This window comes from Halorubrum sp. AD140 (assembly GCF_034497445.1).
In the GTDB taxonomy this organism is placed as follows: domain Archaea; phylum Halobacteriota; class Halobacteria; order Halobacteriales; family Haloferacaceae; genus Halorubrum.
On sequence record NZ_JAXRUU010000040.1, the window covers coordinates 1 to 17,151 of the forward strand.

The following is a 17,151-nucleotide window of genomic DNA, read 5'->3' on the forward strand; positions in this document are numbered from 1 at the left end:
CACGGGATGGGCGTGTGCGCGGCCGACCTCGACGCCGACGGCTGCGAGGAGGTGTACGTCCACAACTGCGCCAGGGGCGCCGACGGCGCCGGCGACCCCGACCTCCTCTTGAGCAGACTCGAATCGGACGGGTTCCGCTGGACCGACGTGTTCGCGCTCGACGTGAACGCCGACCGGCTCGACGTGCGCGCTGGGCGGTCGGTCGCCGCGCTCGACCGCCTCGGCACCGGCCGGTACGGCGTCGCCGTCTCCGGGTACGCCGCGCCGCTCGCCTTCTACGAACTCGGGGACGACGGCGAGATCACCGACATGGCCGACGCCGTCGGGCTGGAGGTCGACGGCGGCTGTCGCTCCCTGCTCGCGGTCCCGCACTGCTCCGGCGAGGGCGACCTGTTCGCGGGGGTCGAGCGCGGGCCGAACCGGCTGTTCCGGAACGAGGGGGGTCACTACGACCGGGCCGACGGGGGCGACGCGCTGGCCGACCCCGCGGGGGACACTCGCGGCGCCGCCCTCGTCGACGAGGGGGGAACGTTCTCCTTCGCCGTCGGCAACGAGGGGGGCCCGAACCGGCTCCTCCGCCGCACCGCGACCGGGGAGTTCGCGGACGTCGCCCCGGCGTCGTTCCGGGAGCCCGGACGCGTCAGAACCGTGGTCGCGGCGGACTTCGACAACGACGGGCGCGAGGAGCTGTTCTACAACGTCTGCGGCCAACCGAACCGGCTCTACGAGCGGGCGGACGACGGGGACGGGAGCGGAGCGGCCGACGAGACCGGGAGCGGAGCGGTCGACGGCGCGCGCTGGCGGCGCGTCGACCCCGGCCCGGCCGCCGAGCCGGACGGCTTCGGCACGGGCGCGGTCGCGGCCGACCTCGACGGCGACGGGGCCTTGGAGCTCGTCGTCGTCCACGGCGAGGTCGCCGCGCAGCCGATCACGGCGTACGCGGTCCCGGCGGCGACGGACGCCGGGTGGCTCCGGGTCCGCCCGACGACCCGTCACGGCGCGCCCGCCCGCGGCGCCGTGGTCCGCCTGGAGACGACGGCCGGCGTCCAGCGGCGGGCCGTCGACGCCGGCGGCGGGTGTCTCTGCCAGACGGAGCCGGTCGCGCACTTCGGACTCGGTGGCGCGGCGCCGACGCGGGTGGTCGTCCGGTGGCCGGACGGCCGCGAGCGAGTCGTCGCGGATCCGGCCCCGGACACGGAGTTCACCGTCGAACATCCGTCGCGACGGCCGTCGACGACCGAGGGGCGGCGGCTTCGCGGCGACCGGTCGGCGGGTCGGTGACGTTGTCGACGCGTCCGTCCGCTCCGAGGCGATCGGGACGTCGCGACCGAGCGGCCAGAACTGCCGCCCTTTGCATGTTCAAGTGCCCGGGGGTGTACGGACGGGTATGGTAGACCCGACTTCCGACCTCGAGGAGGACGTCGACGAGGAGACAGCGCCGCGCTGCGTGACGTGCGGGGGGCCGGCGCTGGGCGTCGGCCGGCGGACCGTCACGTGGGTCGACGGCGACGACGCGGTTCACCGGGAGTTCTGCTCGGCGGACTGTCGCGACGAGTGGGAGGACGAGCGGCCGTGGGCGGACGGCTGAACCGGAGCGCCGGACAGCACACGCGGGGATCGGGCGACGACCGCGGGGGCGGGAGGCTTTTTCAGGACGGGGGTGGTATCTAGCGGTATGATATCGCTCGACGAGGCCGTGACGGCACGACTGGAGTCGCACGGCGAACGGTTCGAGGTGTTGGTCGATCCGGACGCGGCGCTCGCGATGAAACGCGGGGAGTTCGACGGCGAGCTGGAGGACGTGATCGCCGCCGAGGACGTGTTCGAGAACGCCTCGCGGGGCGACCGACCGGCCGAGGAGGACTTAGAGACCGTGTTCGGCACGACCGACCCGCTGGAGATCATCCCGGAGGTGATCGAGCGCGGCGAGATCCAGATCACCGCCGAGCAGCGCGAGGAGATGCTGGAGCGGAAGCACAACCAGCTCGTCACGACGATCACGCGAAACGCGGTGAACCCGCAGATGGACGACTCCCCGCACCCGCCCGAGCGCATCGAGCGCGCGTTAGAGGAGGCGGGCTTTCAGGTCGATCCGATGGAGCCGGTCGAGAACCAGGTCGACGACGCGCTCGAAGCGCTCCGTCCGGTCATCCCGATCCGGTTCGAGGAGGTGACGATGGCGGTCCGACTCCCCGCGGACTACGCGGGGTCCGGCCAGGCACAGGTCCGGGAGTTCGGCGATTTAGAGCGCGAGGAGTGGCAGAACGACGGCTCGTGGGTCGGCGTCCTCACGTTCCCGGCCGGGCTCCAGAACGACCTGTACGAGCTCGTCAACGAGGTCACCTCCGGCGAGGGCGACGCCCGCGTGATTAAGGACAAAGACGAACTGCGGACGCGATAGGGAGTCGATCCGAGGCACCGGTGGTGGCGACAACGTCGGAGTCGAGGCCGGCTTCGACCGGTCGCCATACGTGCCGCGGCCGGGAGCTTCATGCCCCGTCGCGGATCTCTTTCCCCTCATGCACGAGCGCGCGGCGGAGTTCGCGGCACGGGCGCGGGACCGATACGGCGTCGACCTCGACGTGTTGGAGTTCGACGCCGGCACGGAGACGGCGGCCGCGGCCGCCGACGCCGTCGGCTGTGACACCGCGGCGATCGCCTCGACGATCGTCGTGTCGCTGTCGGGCGGCGCCGTCGCGGACGGCGAAGAGCGTCTCGTCGCCGCGATCACGAGCGGCGCGAACCGGCTCGACCTCGACGCGGTCGCGGCGCACTTCGAGGCGGCCGGCGCGTCGATGGCGGATCCGAGCCGGATCCGCGAGGTGGTCGGCTGGAGCATCGGCGGCGTCCCGCCGCTGTGTCACGACGCCGCGCTGCCGACCGTCTTCGACCCGACCCTCGCCGCGTACGACACGGTCTACGGCGCGGCGGGGACGCCGAGCGCCGTGTTCGCGATCGACCCGGAGCGGCTCGCGGCGCTCGCGAACGCGACGACCGTCGATCTCACGGAGTGATCCCGAGCGCGACGGAGCCGACGGGCGGGGCAGGATCGTTCGGAGAGCGTCCCCGCCGGCGTTGTTAACCGCGATCCCTCTTCCGCACCCAGATTATTAACTCGGGCTTATGAAATAACAAACTTTTTCTGTTAACGAGCGGAAGAGGCGGGTATGGAACACACACGTCGGTCGGTGCTGACGCGCGGGGCGGGGCTGCTGGCGGCCGGTTCGGCGGCCGCGCTAGCCGGCTGTGCGGGCGCCGCCGACGGCGGCTCCGACGGGTTCGAGGGAGGATACACCGCGTTCTTCACGCTCACGGACTGGACGAACGAGGTCGCGGGCGACCACGCCGGCTTCGAGGACCCCGTCGAAGTCGGCCAGCTGGGTCACGGCTGGACGCCCGACGGGAACCTCGCCGCGGACGTCGCCTCGACCGACGCCTTCGTCTACCTGGACAGTCCGGAGTTCGCGTGGGCGCAGGACCTGGCCGAGACGCTCGAAGACGACTACGACTCCGTCGCGGTGATCGACGGACTCGCCGGCCTGGAGGACGACCTCCTGGAGTGGGACCACTCCCACGACGAGGAGCACGATCACGAGAACGAGGAAGAGGGCCACGACGATGAACACGATCACGAGGACGAAGAGGGCCACGACGATGAACACGATCACGAGGACGAAGAAGGCCACGAGGACGAAGAGGACCACGACGAAGAGCACGACCACGACGACAGGGAGTTCGACCCCCACGTCTGGGTCGACCCCGTCATCGCGGCCGACGTCGTCGACACGATCGCGACGGGACTCGGCGAGGCCGACCCGGACAACGCCGACGACTACGCGGCCAACGCCGACGAGTACGCCGAGCAACTCGGCGACGTCGACGCCGCCTTCGAGTCGATCGCCGAGGACGCCGCGCGCGACGTGGCGGTCCTCGCGGGCCACAACTCCTTTCAGTACCTGGAGGAGCGCTACGGCTTCCGGCTCCACTCGCCGGTCGGGGTCTCTCCGCAGAACGAGCCGAGCCAGAGCGAGATCGCCGACACCATCGAGGTCGTGAACGACGAGGGGATCGACACGGTGCTCTACGACCGCTTCGAGTCCGACACCCTCGCCGAGACGATAGTCGAGAACAGCGACGCGACGGAGACGGCGGCGGTCACGCCGGCCGGCGGGACGACCCGGGAGTGGAACGACGCCGGCTACGGCTATCTCGAGCAGATGACCGAGGTCAACGTTCCCGCCTTCGAGCGGGCGTTCGGCGCGCAGTGAACCGACCTCCCGGCGCGTCGGCCGCCGCCGAGGCCGGCGCTCTCGACCGCCCCGTCGCCGGCGCCGAGCGCGGAGTAAAAGAGCTAAACGTGCGGGCGACCCACGTCCGACACACGCAGTGACCGCAATCGTCGACCTCGACGGCGTGACGTTCTCCTACGGCGACACCGTCGCCGTGAGAGACGTCTCCCTGACGGTCGAAGCGGGCGACTTCCTCGGGTTGATCGGCCCGAACGGCTCCGGGAAGACAACCCTCCTGCACCTCATGCTCGGGCTCCACGACCCCGACGCGGGGACGGTGGAGCTGTTCGGCCGTCCGGTGGAGGAGTTCGACGACGGCGGTCGGATCGGCTACGTCTCCCAGCAGGCGACGAGCCGCGGCGGCGCGATGCCGGTCACGGTCCGCGAGTGCGTCACCATGGGGCGGTTCGCGCACGCCGGCCGAGGGCGGCTCTCGGAGACCGACCGCGCCGCCGTCGCCGACGCGATCGAGACGGTCGGGATCGGTCCCCTCGCCGACCGGCTCGTCACCGAGCTGTCGGGCGGGCAGAAACAGCGGGCGTACATCGCGCGCGCCCTCGCGAGCGACGCCGACCTCCTCGCGCTCGACGAGCCGACCGTGGGCGTCGACGCCGAGTCGCGCGACGCGTTCTACGCGCTCCTCGACGAGCTGAACGACGACGGGATCACCATCATCCTCATCGAGCACGACATCGGCGTCGTCACCGACCGCGCGAACCGCATCGCCTGTATCAACACCGAGCTGTTCCACCACGGCGACACCGAGTCGTTCGTCGAGAGCGACGCCCTCTCTGAGGCGTACGGCGCGACCGGCCAGGTCGTCCACCACCACCACTGATGAGCGAGACCGCGACGCCGGACGGGGAGGGGGACGCGAGTTCGAACGCGGACGCGAGGCCCGACCGCGGGCTCCGCCGGAGGGTCGAGCTCGCCGGGATCGGGCTCACGGCCGTCGTCGCGCTCGTCATGCTCGGGTTCGTCCTCCTCTACTGGGCCCGGGACCTCCCGGTCGCGAGCGACCTGTACGCCGCGTTCCGCGCTGTCGGCCGCGGGATGGACGCCGCGTTCGGCACGAACGTGTTCCGGCACCCGATCATGTGGCAGTCGATGGCGGTCGGCGTACTCGTCGGCGTCGTCGCGCCGCTCGTCGGGTCGTTCCTCGTCCACAGGGAGATGGCGCTGATCGGCGAGACGCTCGCGCACACGGCGTTCGCGGGCGTCGCGATCGGCATCCTCGTCGACGCGGCGACCGGATGGGGGAGCTCGCTCCTGCTCGTCGCGCTCGTCGTCGCGGTCCTGGGGGCGCTCGTCGTCCAGTGGCTCACCGAGCGCACCGACGCCTACGGCGACGTGCCGATCGCGATCATGCTCAGCGGGAGCTTCGCGGTCGGCACCCTGATCGTCAGCTACGGACGCGGGCTGACGGCGATCAACATCGAAGGGTACCTGTTCGGGAACCTCGCGGTCGTCACGGCCGAGGGCGCGCGGCTGATGGGCGGGCTCTCGGTGCTCGTCGTCGCCGGCGTGGCGCTGACGTACAAGCAGCTCCTCTTCATCACCTTCGACGAACAGGCGGCCAGGGTGGCACAGCTGAACGTCACCGGCTACAACACGCTGTTGGTCGTGCTCACCGCGGTCGTCGTCGTCGGCGCGATGCAGGTGCTCGGCGTGATCCTCGTCGCCGCGATGCTCGTCGTCCCCGTCGCGGCCGCCTCGCAGGTCGCCCGGAGCTTCCGGGAGGCGACGTACCTCTCCGTGATCTTCGGGCAGCTCTCGGTGCTCGGCGGCTTCGCGGTCTCCGTCGGGCTCGGACTCCCCTCCGGCGGCTCGATCGTCGTCGTCGCGATCGCTATCTACCTCGCCAGCATCGCCGCCGCCGGCTTCTCGGTGAAGGCGATCTCGGCGCACGGGTGAGTCGATCTCGGCGGGCGCTTTCCACAGACCCTTATGTCCCGACCGCGAGTGAGGCGTATGGGAGACACGGAAACCTACACGGTCACCGGCCCCGACGGTGACGAGGAGTCCTTCGAACTGCCCGCCGGGCTCGTCGACGTGCTCAGCCAGCAGGGCGAAGCGCCCTCTCGCGTCGTCAGCGACGTCGTGGTGCAGGCGATGGCCCAGCAGGCGCACGTCATCGCCCACCACAGCGAGGGCGACGTACCCGAGGACGTCGCCGAGATGAACGACACCGCCGCGGAGCTGTTCGAGGAGCGGTTCGGGCAGTCGCTGGAGGACGCGCTCGGCCACTCGCACTGAGACGCGCTCGCGCGCTTCGCCCCCTTCTTCGGCGTCGACCGGCCGCTTAAGCCGCGCCGGTCCCTACGAGTCGCCATGAGATCCGACCCGGACGCGCCGGTGCTGATCTTCGACGGCGACTGTCCGTACTGCTCGGTGGCGGCGATCGCGCTCCGCCGGCTGGACGGCGTCGTCGCGGTGCCGTGGGAGGCCGATCCGGTCGGCCCCTTCCTCGACGCGCAGTTCGGCGCGCGGCCGTTCGCGATGGTGCTCGTCGACCCCGGCGAGCGACGGGTGTACGCCGGTCGGTCCGCCGCCGAGGAGCTCGCGGACCGGGCGGGCACGCCGGGGATCGTCGGCGGGCTCGTCCGCGACAACTACGACCGGATCGCCGACGTCGTCGGGACGCTGTCGGGCCGCGGCCGCGACCCCGACGACGTCCACGAGGTCTACCGGCTGACCGACGCCGCGCGCGACCTCGTCGACGACCTCCGTCCGGCCGCGAGCGACCCGCCGGAGGCGCCCTCGTGAGCGGGGACGGAATCGACGGTGGCGACCCCGGCGGCGGCACCTACACGCTCCTCGTCGAGCTCGCGGCGCCCGCCGCGATCGCGGTCGGCGCGCTCGGCGAGCAGCGCCTCGACGCCGGCGTCTACGCGTACACCGGGAGCGCGCTCGGCCCGGGCGGGTTCTCCCGCGTGGACCGCCACCGCCGGACCGCGCGGGGCGAGCACGGCGTGCGCCACTGGCACGTCGACCACCTGCTCGGCCACCCGGCCACCCGGATCGACCGCGTCGTCCGGAGCGTCGGCGCCGACGTCGAGTGCGCGGTCGCCGCCCGGCTCCCGGCGGGACCGGTCGACGGCTTCGGCGCGTCCGACTGCGGCTGCCCGAGTCACCTCGCCGCCGGGGCGGACTCGCTCGACGCGTTCGCCGCGCGGATCCGCGACGCACACGAGGCGTCGGTCGCGGCGCTCGGCGGGGACGGCGCCACGGAGCGTGGCGCCTCGGAGAGCGGCACGCGGGTCGACGTCGTCGCCGGCGAGTAGCCGTCCTACTGATTGTCGACCCTACCGCGGTTCGTCTGAGAGCGCCTCGGCCCGGAGCTCTTCGCCGCGCTCGGACGAGACGGTGAACTCCGGGACCGGCGTCGGCTCGCGGTCGTCGTCGATCGCGACGAACACCATGTACGATTCGGTGGTGAGCTCTTGCCGGCCGTTGCGGGGCTCCTCGCGGAAGACGCGTACCCGGGCGCGAACGCTGGTCTCGCCGGCCCTGTAGACGTAGCCTCTCACGAGCGCGATGTCGCCGACGGGGATGGGTCGCTTGAAGTTCACCTCGTCCATGTGAGCGGTGACGCACGTCTCGCCGGAGAACCGCATCGCGCTCATCGCCCCGACCTCGTCCATCCACTTGAGGACGTTTCCGCCGTGCGCGGTGTCGAGGTTGTTCGCGTGGTTCGGCTGCACCATCCAGCGGTTCTCGATGTACGTGTCCATGAGGTCGGGCATCGTACCTCCCTCATCGCGTCGCCGTTTGAAACCTCCAGCGGTCACCGCACCTCCCGGTCTCCGCGAAGGTCACCGGACGCCACCGCCCGGGGGACGACGCCGCCGTCAGGAGCCTTCCGGGGGCCCGTCGTCGAAGCGGACGGAGTCCTGAGAGCGTCCCGCCTCGTCGATCACCTCGTCGGAGACGACGATCGGGCAGTCGACGCGGACGGCGAGCGCGAGCGCGTCGGAGGGGCGCGCGTCGAAGACGAACCGCTCTGGCTCGCCGTCCTCGTACCGCTCCGCGTCGACCTTCGCGTAGAACGTCCCGTCGCGGAGGTCGTCGACCCGGACGCGGTCGATGGCCCCGCCGAACTCGGTGAGGATGTCGACGAGCAGGTCGTGCGTCAGCGGCCGATCGAACGGCTCGCCCTCCAGCGCGATCCCGATCGACTGCGCCTGGTCGGCGCTGACGAAGATCGGGACGTACTCGTCCCGAACGGAGAGGATGACGGCCGGCACGTCGCCGCCCGGCGCGGAGCCCGCTCCGACCCCGACGACCTCGGCTTCGTGTTCCATACCGGATCCTGGCGGTGCCGGCTTGAATAGCTGTCCCACCCGGAGCGGGCGCTCGACTCGGCGGGGCCCGCTCCCTTCAGCGACCGGCGGTCCGATACCAGTACGCCCACGCGAGCGTGAACACGAGCGCCGCGCCGAGGAAGAAGACGACGCCGGGTTCGAGCAGCGAGACGGCGTAGTCCGCGATCGGGTCGACGACGTACTCGACCGTGCCGTCGACGGCGGCGTCCTCGCTCTCGGTCGCCGCGCCGTCCGCCGCGTCGTCCGTCGCGGTACCCGCGTCGTCGCCGCCCGTCGTCGTCGTCACGCGCGCCGTCGGGTCCGCGACCGAGAGGACGCGCTGGACGGCGAGGGCTCCCAGCCCGATGAGCCCGTAGCCGCCGAGCAGCCGCATCAGCGCGCTCTTGATCCCGGCCGACTCCTCGCTGCCGCCGGCGAACAGCACGAGCGGCTCGTCGGCGGCCGCGTACACGTCCATCTCGCGGCCCTTCTCGGAGTAGGTCGTGTCGACGACGTCGACCAGGTCGGCGTCGTCGAGCCTCGAGAGGTGGTACTGCACGTTCTGGAGCGAGGTGTCGACCTCGGCGGCGAGCTCCGACTTCGTCGCCGGATCGTCGTGGAGGCAGGTGAGGAGCTCGCGAGCGGTCTCGGAGCCGAGCGCGGCGATGAGGTCGTCGGCGTCCTCGTCGTCGACGCCGACGACCCGCGGCTCTCTGTCGTCCGGGGTCGCATCCGGCAGGGAGGGCAACAGCCGGGACATACGCTCCTCTCTGCCCCGTGAGAATACAAATTTATTGGATCGACGAGAGGTGATCGCCCATCCGGCCGACTCACAAACCCTAAACGCGGCGACGGAGTACGTCGTGGCAATGACAGAGACGCCAGGGGGCTCCGACGGCGGGTCCGCGCCCCCGACGGCGAGCGATCCCGGATCCTCGATGGGGTCCGACTCCGCGGCGGCGTCCGGTTCCTCGGCGGCGCCCGACTCCGCGAGAGCCACCGGCGGCGAGAACCCGCCGGTCGCACGCGACGGCGAGGCCGGATCGGTGACGGTGGTCGGGACCGCACACGTCTCCGACCGCTCGGTCGACGAGGTGGAGGAGACGATAGAGCGGGAGCGACCGGACGTCGTCGCCGTCGAGCTCGACGAGGGCCGGTACCGACAGCTGCAGGGCGAGACGCCCGACGACCTCGACGCGGGCGACCTCCTGCGGGGCAACACCGTCTTCCAGTTCCTCGCGTACTGGATGCTCTCGTACGTCCAGACCCAGCTCGGCGAGCGCTTCGACATCGAGCCGGGCGCGGACATGCGAGCGGCCATCGACGTCGCGGAGGCGCTCGGGATCGACGTCGCCCTCGTCGACCGAGACATCCAGACGACGATCCAGCGCTTCTGGGCGCGGATGACGGTCACGGAGAAGCTCCGGATGGTCGGCGGGCTCGCGTTCGGCGTCACCGACTCCCGGGTCGTGGGCGTGCTCGCGGGGCTGTTCGTCGGGCTCCTCGCTGGCCCGGCGATCGGCCTGTTCGGCGGCGCCCTCGGGATATCCGACGCGCTGTTGACGAGCGTCGCCGGCGGCGTGCTCGTCGCCGTCGCCGTCGGGATCGCGGTCGATCAAGTCGGCAAGGTCGGGCTCTCGCCGGACGCGCGGCTCTACGCCGCGGTCTCGCTCGGCGTCGGGGCCGGAATCGCCGCCGCGGCGTTCGGCGTCGTCGACGGCTTCGTCTCGACGTACCTTGGCGGATTCGCCGTGACGGCGCTCGGCAGCCTCGGGCTCGGGATCGCGATCGGGCTGACGCTCGGCGTGGTCGTGGCGGCGCTGCTCGGGCTGGTCGGCGCCGACGAGGAGCCCGCTCACGGCGGCATCGAGGAGCTCGACGTCGAGGAGCTCACCGACACCGACGTGGTGACGATGATGATGGAGGAGTTCCGCCAGTTCTCGCCGGGCGGCGCGGAGGCGCTCATCGACGAGCGCGACGCCTTCATCGCTCACCGGCTCGTCGCCCTCAGAGAGGCCGGTCACGACGTCGTCGCCGTCGTCGGCGCGGGCCACCGGGCGGGGATCGAGGGATACCTCGCGAGCCCCGAGACGCTCCCCCCGATGGAGGGCCTCGTCGGCCGCGACCGCGGCGGCGGTAAGCTCCCGTGGAAGAAGGCGATCGGCTACGCGATCACCGTCGGCTTCGTGGGGTTCTTCGTCCTGCTGGCGCTCGCCGGCGTCGAGAACGCCTTCCTGCTCCGGCTGTTCGGCGCGTGGTTCCTCGTCAACGGCGCCTTCACGTTCGCGTTCGCGAAGGTCGCCGGCGCGCGGTGGACGTCCGCAGGCGTCGGCGGCGCGGTCGCCTGGATGACCTCGATCAACCCGATGCTCGCGCCCGGCTGGTTCACGGGCTACGTCGAGCTCAGGCACCTCACGGTGAACGTCGGGGACATCGGCACGCTCAACGACCTGCTCTCGGACGAGGCGCTGTCCCCCGCCGATCTGGTCTCCGCGATGCTCGACGTCCCCCTGTTCAAGCTCATCGTCGTCGTCGCCATGACGAACGTCGGTAGCATCGTCGCCAGCTTCCTCTTCGCCGTCTACGTGATCCCGGCGATGTTCGGCGCCGAGGTCGGCGGCGTCGACGAGGTGGGGCGGCTGCTGATCGACGGCGCTCGCGCCGGCGCCGAGCTGATCCGGAACGCCCTCGTGGGCGGGGGCGGCGCGTGAGCTCGACGTTCCGGGGCCGCCGGATCGCCGGCCTCTACTTCAGCGGCACGGAGCTCCGCGACCTGCTCGTCGCGTGGCTCGCGCTCGGCGTCGCGTTCACGTTCTTCTTCGTGAACGGGACGGCCGGCTTCGACCGGCTGCTCGCGGCGGGCGTCGTCCCGCCGCTGCTCGTCGGCCTGCTCACCGCCGGCGTCGCGTTCCTCCTCCACGAGATCGCCCATAAGGTGGTCGCGGTCCACTACGACCAGGTGGCCGAGTTCCGCGCGGACAACAGCATGCTGTTCCTGGCCGTGATGAGCTCGCTCCTCGGGTTCATCTTCGCCGCACCGGGGGCGGTTCACCACCGCGGGCGGCTGACACCGAAGGAGCACGGCCACATCGCGCTCGCCGGTCCGGTCGTCAACCTGCTCCTCACGCTCGTGTTCCTGCCGGCGCTCCTGCTCGGTCCGGTCGTCGGGAGCCCCGTGATCACCCTGATCGGCTCCCGCGGGATCGCGATCAACGTCTTCCTCGCGGCGTTCAACCTGATCCCGTACGGCCCGCTCGACGGGAAGACCGTACTCGACTGGAGCAAGGCGGTCTGGGCCGGCTTCTTCGTCGCCTCCGTCCTGCTCACGGTCGGGCTCGTCTTCGTCGGCGGGCTCGGGTTCGGCGGGCCGTTCTGAGACGGGCGGCCCGCCGGCTCCGCGGGTCGCGCTCGCGGTTCGCGGGGAACGGTGCGCTTTTGCTCCGCCGGCGTCCCTCGACACACATGACCGAGGGCGACGGCGACGAGACGGGCGGGGGCGACGAGGGGGAGACGGGCGCGGGCGACGAACTCACCTACGCCGACACGGGCGTCGACATCGACGCGAGCGAGGCGGCGACCGCGGCGCTCGTCGGCGCGGTGGGCGCGGGCGGCGGCGAGGGGTCCGACAGCGACTACGCCGGCCTCCTCGACATCGGCGACCGGTACCTCGCGCTCGCGACCGACGGCGTCGGGACGAAGCTGCTCGTCGCCGAGGCGCTCGGCGACTACTCGACGGTCGGGATCGACTGCGTCGCGATGAACGTCAACGACCTCGTCGCCGCCGGCGTCCGGCCCGTCGCGTTCGTCGACTACCTCGCGGTCGACGAGCCGGACGAGCGGTTCGCCGAGCAGGTCGGCGCGGGGCTCGCCCGCGGCGCCGAACTCGCCGACATGGAGCTGGTCGGCGGCGAGACGGCGGTGATGCCGGACGTGATCCGCGGGCTCGACCTCGCCGGGACCTGCGCCGGACTCGCCGCGAAAGACGCGGTCTTCGACGGCGCGGCGGAGCCGGGCGACGCGCTGGTCGGCTGGCGCTCCTCGGGGATCCACTCGAACGGGCTCACGCTCGCGCGCGAGGCCGCGACCCGCGAGCACGCGTACGCCGACCCGTGTCCGTTCGAGGGGTACGAGACGGTCGGCGAGGCGCTGTTGGAGCCCACCCGGATCTACGCCGACCTGCTCGACCCGATGCGCGCACACGGCGTGCGCGGAGCGGCCCACGTCACCGGCGGCGGCTGGACGAACCTGACGCGGCTCGGCGCGAGTCGGTACGTCGTCGACGACGCGTTCGACCCCCAGCCCGTCTTCGAGTTCGTGCAGGCCGAGGGGAACGTCTGCGACGAGGAGATGCACCGGACGTTCAACATGGGGACCGGCTTCGTCGCGGCCCTCGCTCCGGACGACGCCGAGTCGCTGGCGGCCGCGACCGACGGGCGCGTGATTGGGCGCGTGGCGGACGGCGGTGGCGACGACGGACGCGTCGCGATCCGCGGACTGGAGCTGTGAGCCGTCGCCGTCGGCAACGGAGGTCCGATCCACCGGTTCGCCGGTGGATCGTCTATTCGGCGTCGTCGTCGCCGGCCCGTGCGGCTTCGACGCGGTCCGCGGCCGACTCCAGCGCCGCGGCGAGGGTTCGCGCCTGGGCCGGCGTCAGCTCGATCTCGTCGGCGTGCGCCGGGAGCCAGTCGACCGCCGTGTCGTCGAGCTCGATCTGGAGGTCCACGTGGTCGGGATTCTCACGGGGCGCCGTGGCGTTCACGACGCCCGGCGCCTCCGTCTCGACGTCGTGGCTTCGGGCGCGAGCGTCCACGTAATCCAGCGTCGTGTACGCGTTCACGCGGAGCAGGCGGTCGGGCATCGTCAGTCGTCCGCCGGCGTCGGCGGCGCCTCGTCGAGCCCGTCGTTCTCGGCGTACGGGTACCACGTGCGCTTCGTGTTGTGCAGCATCGGGTCCTCGTAGTCGGTCTCCTCGGGCTCGACGAACGCGTCGAGTTCGTCGTCGTCGTGGCGGGCGACGAACGCCCGGAACGACTCGCCGTCCTCGCGCTCGGCCGCGAAGCGCTCGACCAGGTTCGCGATCGCGCCCGGCACCTCGTCGGCGGGCACGCGCTGGGTCACCCACCGGGCGAACTGGGGCTCCTCGCCCAGGCCGCCGCCGAGGCCGACGTCGAGCGCCTCCACCGGCTCGCCGTCCTTTCGCGTCTTCATCCCGCGCAGGCTCACGTCGGCGATCTGCGGCTGCGCGCACGACGCCGTGCAGCCGGAGAGGTGGACGTGGAACTGCTCGATGTCGTCGGGGAGGTCGACGTTCTCCTTCAGCCAGCGAGCGAAGCGGACCTGCCGGTTCTTCGTCTCGACGATCGACAGCGAGCAGAACTCGGTGCCGGTACACGCCACCGACCCGCGCATGAACGGCGAGGGGGAAGGCGAGTAGTGCTCCAACAGGGGCTCGTCGAGGAAGTCGTCGAGGACGTCGTCCGGGACGTCGGTGACGATGACGTTCTGTCGCTGCGAGAGCCGCACCTCGCCGGAGCCGTACGCCTCGGCGAGGTCGGCGAGTTCGAGCACGTCGTCGGCCCCCATCCGCCCGACGAGCACGTTCAGCCCGACGAAGTTCCGTCCGTCCTTCTGGTCGTGGACGCCGATCAGGTCGTTTCGCTCGCCGGCGCCCGCGTTGTACGTGTACTCCTCGCGCACGTCGCGGCCGGCGGTCTCGAGCTCGAAGTCGACGTACTCCTCCTGGAGCGTCTCGCGCACCTCCTCGGGACCCCACTCGTCGACGAGGAACTTGATCCGGGCGTTGTAGCGGTCCTCGCGGTCGCCGTGGTCGCGGAAGAGCGCGGAGAGTCCGCCGGCGACGTCGGGCACCTTCTCGGGCGGGACCCAGACGTCGATGTCGCGGGCGAACCGCGGCTCGTTGCGGGCGAGCCCACCGCCGACGCGAACGTTGAAGCCGACGGCGTCCTCCGTCCCGTCGTCGCCACCGACCGCCTTGTACGCGGGCTCGAACGCGAGGTCGTTGATGTCGCCCTGCCCGGAGCCGTCGGCGGAGCCGGTCACGGACACCTTCCACTTGCGCGGGAGGTTCGAGTGGTCGTCGTTGCCCTTGAACGTCTCGTTGAGTTCGCGGATCACCGGCCACGCGTCGATCACCTCCTGTCCGTCCTTGCCGGCGACCGGGTTCCCGACGATGTTCCGCCACGAGTCGCCGCAGGCCTGCTGGGTCGAGAGCCCGTTCGCCTCCAGCTTCTCGAAGATCGCGGGCACGTCCGACAGCTCGATCCAGTGCAGCTGGATCGACTGGCGGGTGGTGAAGTCGGCGTACGCGTCGCCGAAGATCGGGTTCCTCCCGGGCCCCCGGGCGTACTCGTCGGCGATCTCTCCGACGACCCGGAGCTGGCCCGGTTCGAGCACGCCGTTCGGCGTCCCGATCCGCATCATGAAGTAGCCCTCCTGGCCGTTCCGCTGGTGGTACAGCCCCCACCACTTGAACCGCTCGAACCAGGCGTCCCGCTCGTCGTCCGGGATCGAGTCGAACCCCCGTTCGGCGAACTCGAACAGGTGGTCACGGATCTCGTTCCCGTAGACCTCCGATTTCCAGTTTTCGACGTCCGTTGGCATCGGGCGTCCCTACACCCGACGGGCACATAGCTGACAGCGTGGTGTCAACCTTCCCCGGTGGTTCACTCTGCCGGCACGTGTTGCCGGTAGACTCAGCCCCGGCAGCTGCGGACCGCCGATCGGTCGATATCGACGAACTCGCCGTCCCGAACCCGGCCGATCGGCAGCCATCCCGTCGTCCCCGCGGCGCCGCACGCGATGCACTGGCCGTACACCCGCGCCTCGACCGTCGCGCCGTCGACGCCGACGGTCTGGAAGTTCTCGACGACCAGGTCGACGAGGTCGCAGCCACAGAACTCCGGAGCGTCGAGGCGCCACAGCTCGCTCACGCGCGCCTCTCGGCTGTCGTCGATCGAGATCCAGGCCCCATCGTCGAGGACGCGCAGGCGGGTGGTCACACGCGCAATTGGACCGGGACGACCCAAACGGTGCCGGTGCGTGCAAACGGCGACGCCGTCGACAACGCCGAATCCGGGTCGAATCGCCAGACCGCGAGCGGCTCGGCCGGAATCGCACGTCCGGGGTACCGGACGCCCCTTCCGGTACCGGGGAGTAGTGGTGTGATTTACTCGTGTGTCGACACTTATGTCCGACGCGACGCTACCTCCGGGCGATGACCGATCCCACCACCGACCCGCTCGCCGATCGACCCGTCGGCCAGGCCGCCGCCGACAGACAGCACGCGTCCGCGGACGTCGCGCCCGAACTCTTCGCGGAACGCCTCGAAGAGCGATGACCGGCCAGCGGGAGCCCCGCGCGGACGACCGACCGGAGTCCGCGACCGACGAGCAGCCGGATCCGGCCCCGGAGGACGAGTCGACGCACCTCGACGACGTCGAGGACGGCGCGGGCTGTACGGAGATCTGGGAGCACCTCTCGGAGCGCCGCGAGGCCGAGCGCGACGCCTGAGGCCCGTCCGTCAGGAGAGGTGCGCGGCGATGTCCGCCTCGGTGATGATCCCGACCGTCTCCCCGCCGTCGGTGACCATCACGGCCTTGTAGTGGTCCAGCAGGTTCCGGACCTCGTCGACGGTCGCGCTCGGCGCGACCGTGGGGAACGACTCGCTCATCACCTCGCTCACCGGATGCTCCCCGACGTTCTCGCCCGCGTGGACCACGTCGCCTTGGCTGATCGAGCCGACGGGCACGCCGTTCTGGAGCACCGGCAGCTGCGAGTACGCCTCCTCTTCCATCAGGTCGACCGCCTCGCGCACCGCGTCGTCGGGCGCGACGCTGATCACCGTCTCGTTCATCAGGTCGCTCGCGCGGACGACCTCACCCTCCGCCTCGTGGAGCGCGTTCACGATCCGCCGCAGCGTCGAGAGCCGGGGGTCGACGTCGCCCCCCTCGATCCGCGCGATCAGCGGCTGAGAGACGTCCGCCGCGTCGGCCAGCTCGCTCTGCGTCAGCTCCAGCGTCGTCCGCCGCTCGCGGAGGTCCTGTGGGGTCGGGAGTTCCATACCTCGGATAACTCCGGGTTATTAGAAAAGGTTTCGGCGGCGACCGATATCGCGGCCGTGCCGTCACCGCAGACGCGGCGGGGCGCTCCGCGTCTACTCGTCGTCGTCCTCGTCGCTCTCCGTCTCGACGATCTCGATGACCTCGAGGGGGACGTCCCGCAGCGCGCCGCCGACCTCGCTCTTCGCGATCCGCTCGGCGTGCTCCTCGCTGTCGGCGTTGAAGATGTCGATCTCTAAGAGGAGCCCGACCAGGGCCGTGTTCGCCGCGAGGAACGCGGCGTCGAACGGCTCGCCGCAGGCGGGACAGCCGGTGACGCCGGGCTCGACCTCGACGTACTGCTTGTCCGTCTCGTTGAGTCGCTTCCCGGCCTCGCTGACCGCGACGCCGATGGCGTCGTCGGTCTCCTCGACGTCTCGGACCAACCAGGCGGCTTCCATCGCGACTTCGTAGTTGCTCATAGCCGAGCCGACGGGCCGC

Annotated in this window: 23 protein-coding genes; 15 read left to right on the forward strand and 8 right to left on the reverse strand. The window is 71.3% G+C overall.

All coding sequences use genetic code 11. The features are described 5' to 3' along the window. From U4E84_RS10805 to U4E84_RS10850, 10 genes are all read left to right on the forward strand, one after another. A partial coding sequence (locus U4E84_RS10805; protein ID WP_322532102.1) for a CRTAC1 family protein occupies nucleotides 1-1,281 on the forward strand: 1,281 nt, incomplete at its 5' end. 106 nt (nucleotides 1,282-1,387) lie between these two features. Next, nucleotides 1,388-1,588 carry a hypothetical protein gene (locus U4E84_RS10810; RefSeq protein WP_322532103.1) on the forward strand — a complete coding sequence of 67 codons (201 nt, stop codon included), beginning with the start codon at nucleotides 1,388-1,390 and terminating at the stop codon, nucleotides 1,586-1,588. An 87-nt stretch (nucleotides 1,589-1,675) separates the two neighbouring features. Continuing rightward, nucleotides 1,676-2,401, forward strand: a complete 726-nt coding sequence (locus U4E84_RS10815; RefSeq protein ID WP_322532104.1) for a ribosome assembly factor SBDS — start codon at nucleotides 1,676-1,678, stop codon at nucleotides 2,399-2,401. Nucleotides 2,402-2,519: 118 nt separating this feature from the next. Beyond that, nucleotides 2,520-3,014, forward strand: a complete 495-nt coding sequence (locus U4E84_RS10820) for a YbaK/EbsC family protein (protein WP_322532105.1) — start codon at nucleotides 2,520-2,522, stop codon at nucleotides 3,012-3,014. Nucleotides 3,015-3,167: 153 nt separating this feature from the next. Beyond that, the gene (locus U4E84_RS10825; RefSeq protein ID WP_322532106.1) at nucleotides 3,168-4,268 is read left to right on the forward strand and encodes a metal ABC transporter solute-binding protein, Zn/Mn family; all 1,101 of its coding nucleotides are present in this window, start codon (nucleotides 3,168-3,170) and stop codon (nucleotides 4,266-4,268) included. A 118-nt stretch (nucleotides 4,269-4,386) separates the two neighbouring features. After that, complete coding sequence (locus U4E84_RS10830; RefSeq protein ID WP_322532107.1) at nucleotides 4,387-5,127, forward strand: metal ABC transporter ATP-binding protein; 741 nt, start codon at nucleotides 4,387-4,389, stop codon at nucleotides 5,125-5,127. Then, nucleotides 5,127-6,203 carry a metal ABC transporter permease gene (locus U4E84_RS10835; protein WP_322532108.1) on the forward strand — a complete coding sequence of 359 codons (1,077 nt, stop codon included), beginning with the start codon at nucleotides 5,127-5,129 and terminating at the stop codon, nucleotides 6,201-6,203. Before U4E84_RS10830 ends, U4E84_RS10835 begins: the two co-directional genes overlap by 1 nt. Before the next feature lie 57 nt (nucleotides 6,204-6,260). Beyond that, the gene (locus U4E84_RS10840) at nucleotides 6,261-6,545 is read left to right on the forward strand and encodes a hypothetical protein (RefSeq protein ID WP_322532109.1); all 285 of its coding nucleotides are present in this window, start codon (nucleotides 6,261-6,263) and stop codon (nucleotides 6,543-6,545) included. A gap of 75 nt (nucleotides 6,546-6,620) precedes the next feature. After that, nucleotides 6,621-7,055: a DUF393 domain-containing protein gene (locus U4E84_RS10845; RefSeq protein ID WP_322532110.1), complete on the forward strand. Its 435-nt coding sequence runs from the start codon at nucleotides 6,621-6,623 to the stop codon at nucleotides 7,053-7,055. Next, the gene (locus U4E84_RS10850; RefSeq protein ID WP_322532111.1) at nucleotides 7,052-7,573 is read left to right on the forward strand and encodes a DUF123 domain-containing protein; all 522 of its coding nucleotides are present in this window, start codon (nucleotides 7,052-7,054) and stop codon (nucleotides 7,571-7,573) included. Before U4E84_RS10845 ends, U4E84_RS10850 begins: the two co-directional genes overlap by 4 nt. A 21-nt stretch (nucleotides 7,574-7,594) precedes the next feature. Here U4E84_RS10850 and U4E84_RS10855 read toward each other — a convergent pair whose 3' ends face one another. The 3 genes from U4E84_RS10855 to U4E84_RS10865 form a co-directional block, all read right to left on the reverse strand. Beyond that, on the reverse strand, nucleotides 7,595-8,035 hold the full coding sequence (locus U4E84_RS10855) for an acyl-CoA thioesterase (protein WP_322532112.1): 441 nt from the start codon (nucleotides 8,033-8,035) through the stop codon (nucleotides 7,595-7,597). 105 nt (nucleotides 8,036-8,140) lie between these two features. Beyond that, nucleotides 8,141-8,593, reverse strand: a complete 453-nt coding sequence (locus tag U4E84_RS10860) for a bifunctional nuclease family protein (protein WP_322532113.1) — start codon at nucleotides 8,591-8,593, stop codon at nucleotides 8,141-8,143. Between the two features lie 76 nt (nucleotides 8,594-8,669). Further along, nucleotides 8,670-9,353, reverse strand: a complete 684-nt coding sequence (locus U4E84_RS10865) for a helix-turn-helix domain-containing protein (protein ID WP_322532114.1) — start codon at nucleotides 9,351-9,353, stop codon at nucleotides 8,670-8,672. 109 nt (nucleotides 9,354-9,462) lie between these two features. Here U4E84_RS10865 and U4E84_RS10870 point away from each other — a divergent pair, with 109 nt between their 5' ends. From U4E84_RS10870 to purM, 3 genes are all read left to right on the forward strand, one after another. After that, complete coding sequence (locus tag U4E84_RS10870) at nucleotides 9,463-11,304, forward strand: TraB/GumN family protein (protein WP_322532115.1); 1,842 nt, start codon at nucleotides 9,463-9,465, stop codon at nucleotides 11,302-11,304. After that, nucleotides 11,301-11,969, forward strand: coding sequence for a metalloprotease (locus tag U4E84_RS10875; protein WP_322532116.1), 669 nt, complete (start codon nucleotides 11,301-11,303; stop codon nucleotides 11,967-11,969). The genes U4E84_RS10870 and U4E84_RS10875 overlap by 4 nt, the downstream gene beginning before the upstream one ends. 86 nt (nucleotides 11,970-12,055) lie before the next feature. Next, nucleotides 12,056-13,099: a phosphoribosylformylglycinamidine cyclo-ligase gene (gene purM / locus U4E84_RS10880; protein ID WP_322532117.1), complete on the forward strand. Its 1,044-nt coding sequence runs from the start codon at nucleotides 12,056-12,058 to the stop codon at nucleotides 13,097-13,099. A gap of 52 nt (nucleotides 13,100-13,151) precedes the next feature. On the opposite strand, the gene U4E84_RS10885 is transcribed toward purM, so the two are convergent. The 3 genes from U4E84_RS10885 to U4E84_RS10895 form a co-directional block, all read right to left on the reverse strand. Next, the gene (locus U4E84_RS10885; protein WP_322532118.1) at nucleotides 13,152-13,451 is read right to left on the reverse strand and encodes a DUF6360 family protein; all 300 of its coding nucleotides are present in this window, start codon (nucleotides 13,449-13,451) and stop codon (nucleotides 13,152-13,154) included. A gap of 2 nt (nucleotides 13,452-13,453) precedes the next feature. Then, nucleotides 13,454-15,214, reverse strand: a complete 1,761-nt coding sequence (locus tag U4E84_RS10890) for a ferredoxin--nitrite reductase (RefSeq protein ID WP_322532119.1) — start codon at nucleotides 15,212-15,214, stop codon at nucleotides 13,454-13,456. 92 nt (nucleotides 15,215-15,306) lie between these two features. Continuing rightward, nucleotides 15,307-15,612, reverse strand: coding sequence for a hypothetical protein (locus tag U4E84_RS10895; RefSeq protein WP_322532120.1), 306 nt, complete (start codon nucleotides 15,610-15,612; stop codon nucleotides 15,307-15,309). Between the two features lie 215 nt (nucleotides 15,613-15,827). Here U4E84_RS10895 and U4E84_RS10900 point away from each other — a divergent pair, with 215 nt between their 5' ends. Continuing rightward, a complete protein-coding gene (locus U4E84_RS10900) occupies nucleotides 15,828-15,950 on the forward strand; it encodes a hypothetical protein (RefSeq protein WP_322532121.1) in 123 nt (40 codons plus the stop codon). Next, complete coding sequence (locus tag U4E84_RS10905; RefSeq protein ID WP_322532122.1) at nucleotides 15,947-16,123, forward strand: hypothetical protein; 177 nt, start codon at nucleotides 15,947-15,949, stop codon at nucleotides 16,121-16,123. Before U4E84_RS10900 ends, U4E84_RS10905 begins: the two co-directional genes overlap by 4 nt. A gap of 10 nt (nucleotides 16,124-16,133) precedes the next feature. On the opposite strand, the gene U4E84_RS10910 is transcribed toward U4E84_RS10905, so the two are convergent. Together U4E84_RS10910 and U4E84_RS10915 are read right to left on the reverse strand one after the other, a co-directional pair. Beyond that, nucleotides 16,134-16,673: a CBS domain-containing protein gene (locus tag U4E84_RS10910; RefSeq protein ID WP_322532123.1), complete on the reverse strand. Its 540-nt coding sequence runs from the start codon at nucleotides 16,671-16,673 to the stop codon at nucleotides 16,134-16,136. A 93-nt stretch (nucleotides 16,674-16,766) separates the two neighbouring features. Continuing rightward, nucleotides 16,767-17,132, reverse strand: coding sequence for a DUF555 domain-containing protein (locus tag U4E84_RS10915; protein ID WP_322532124.1), 366 nt, complete (start codon nucleotides 17,130-17,132; stop codon nucleotides 16,767-16,769). Nucleotides 17,133-17,151: the final 19 nt, after the last annotated feature.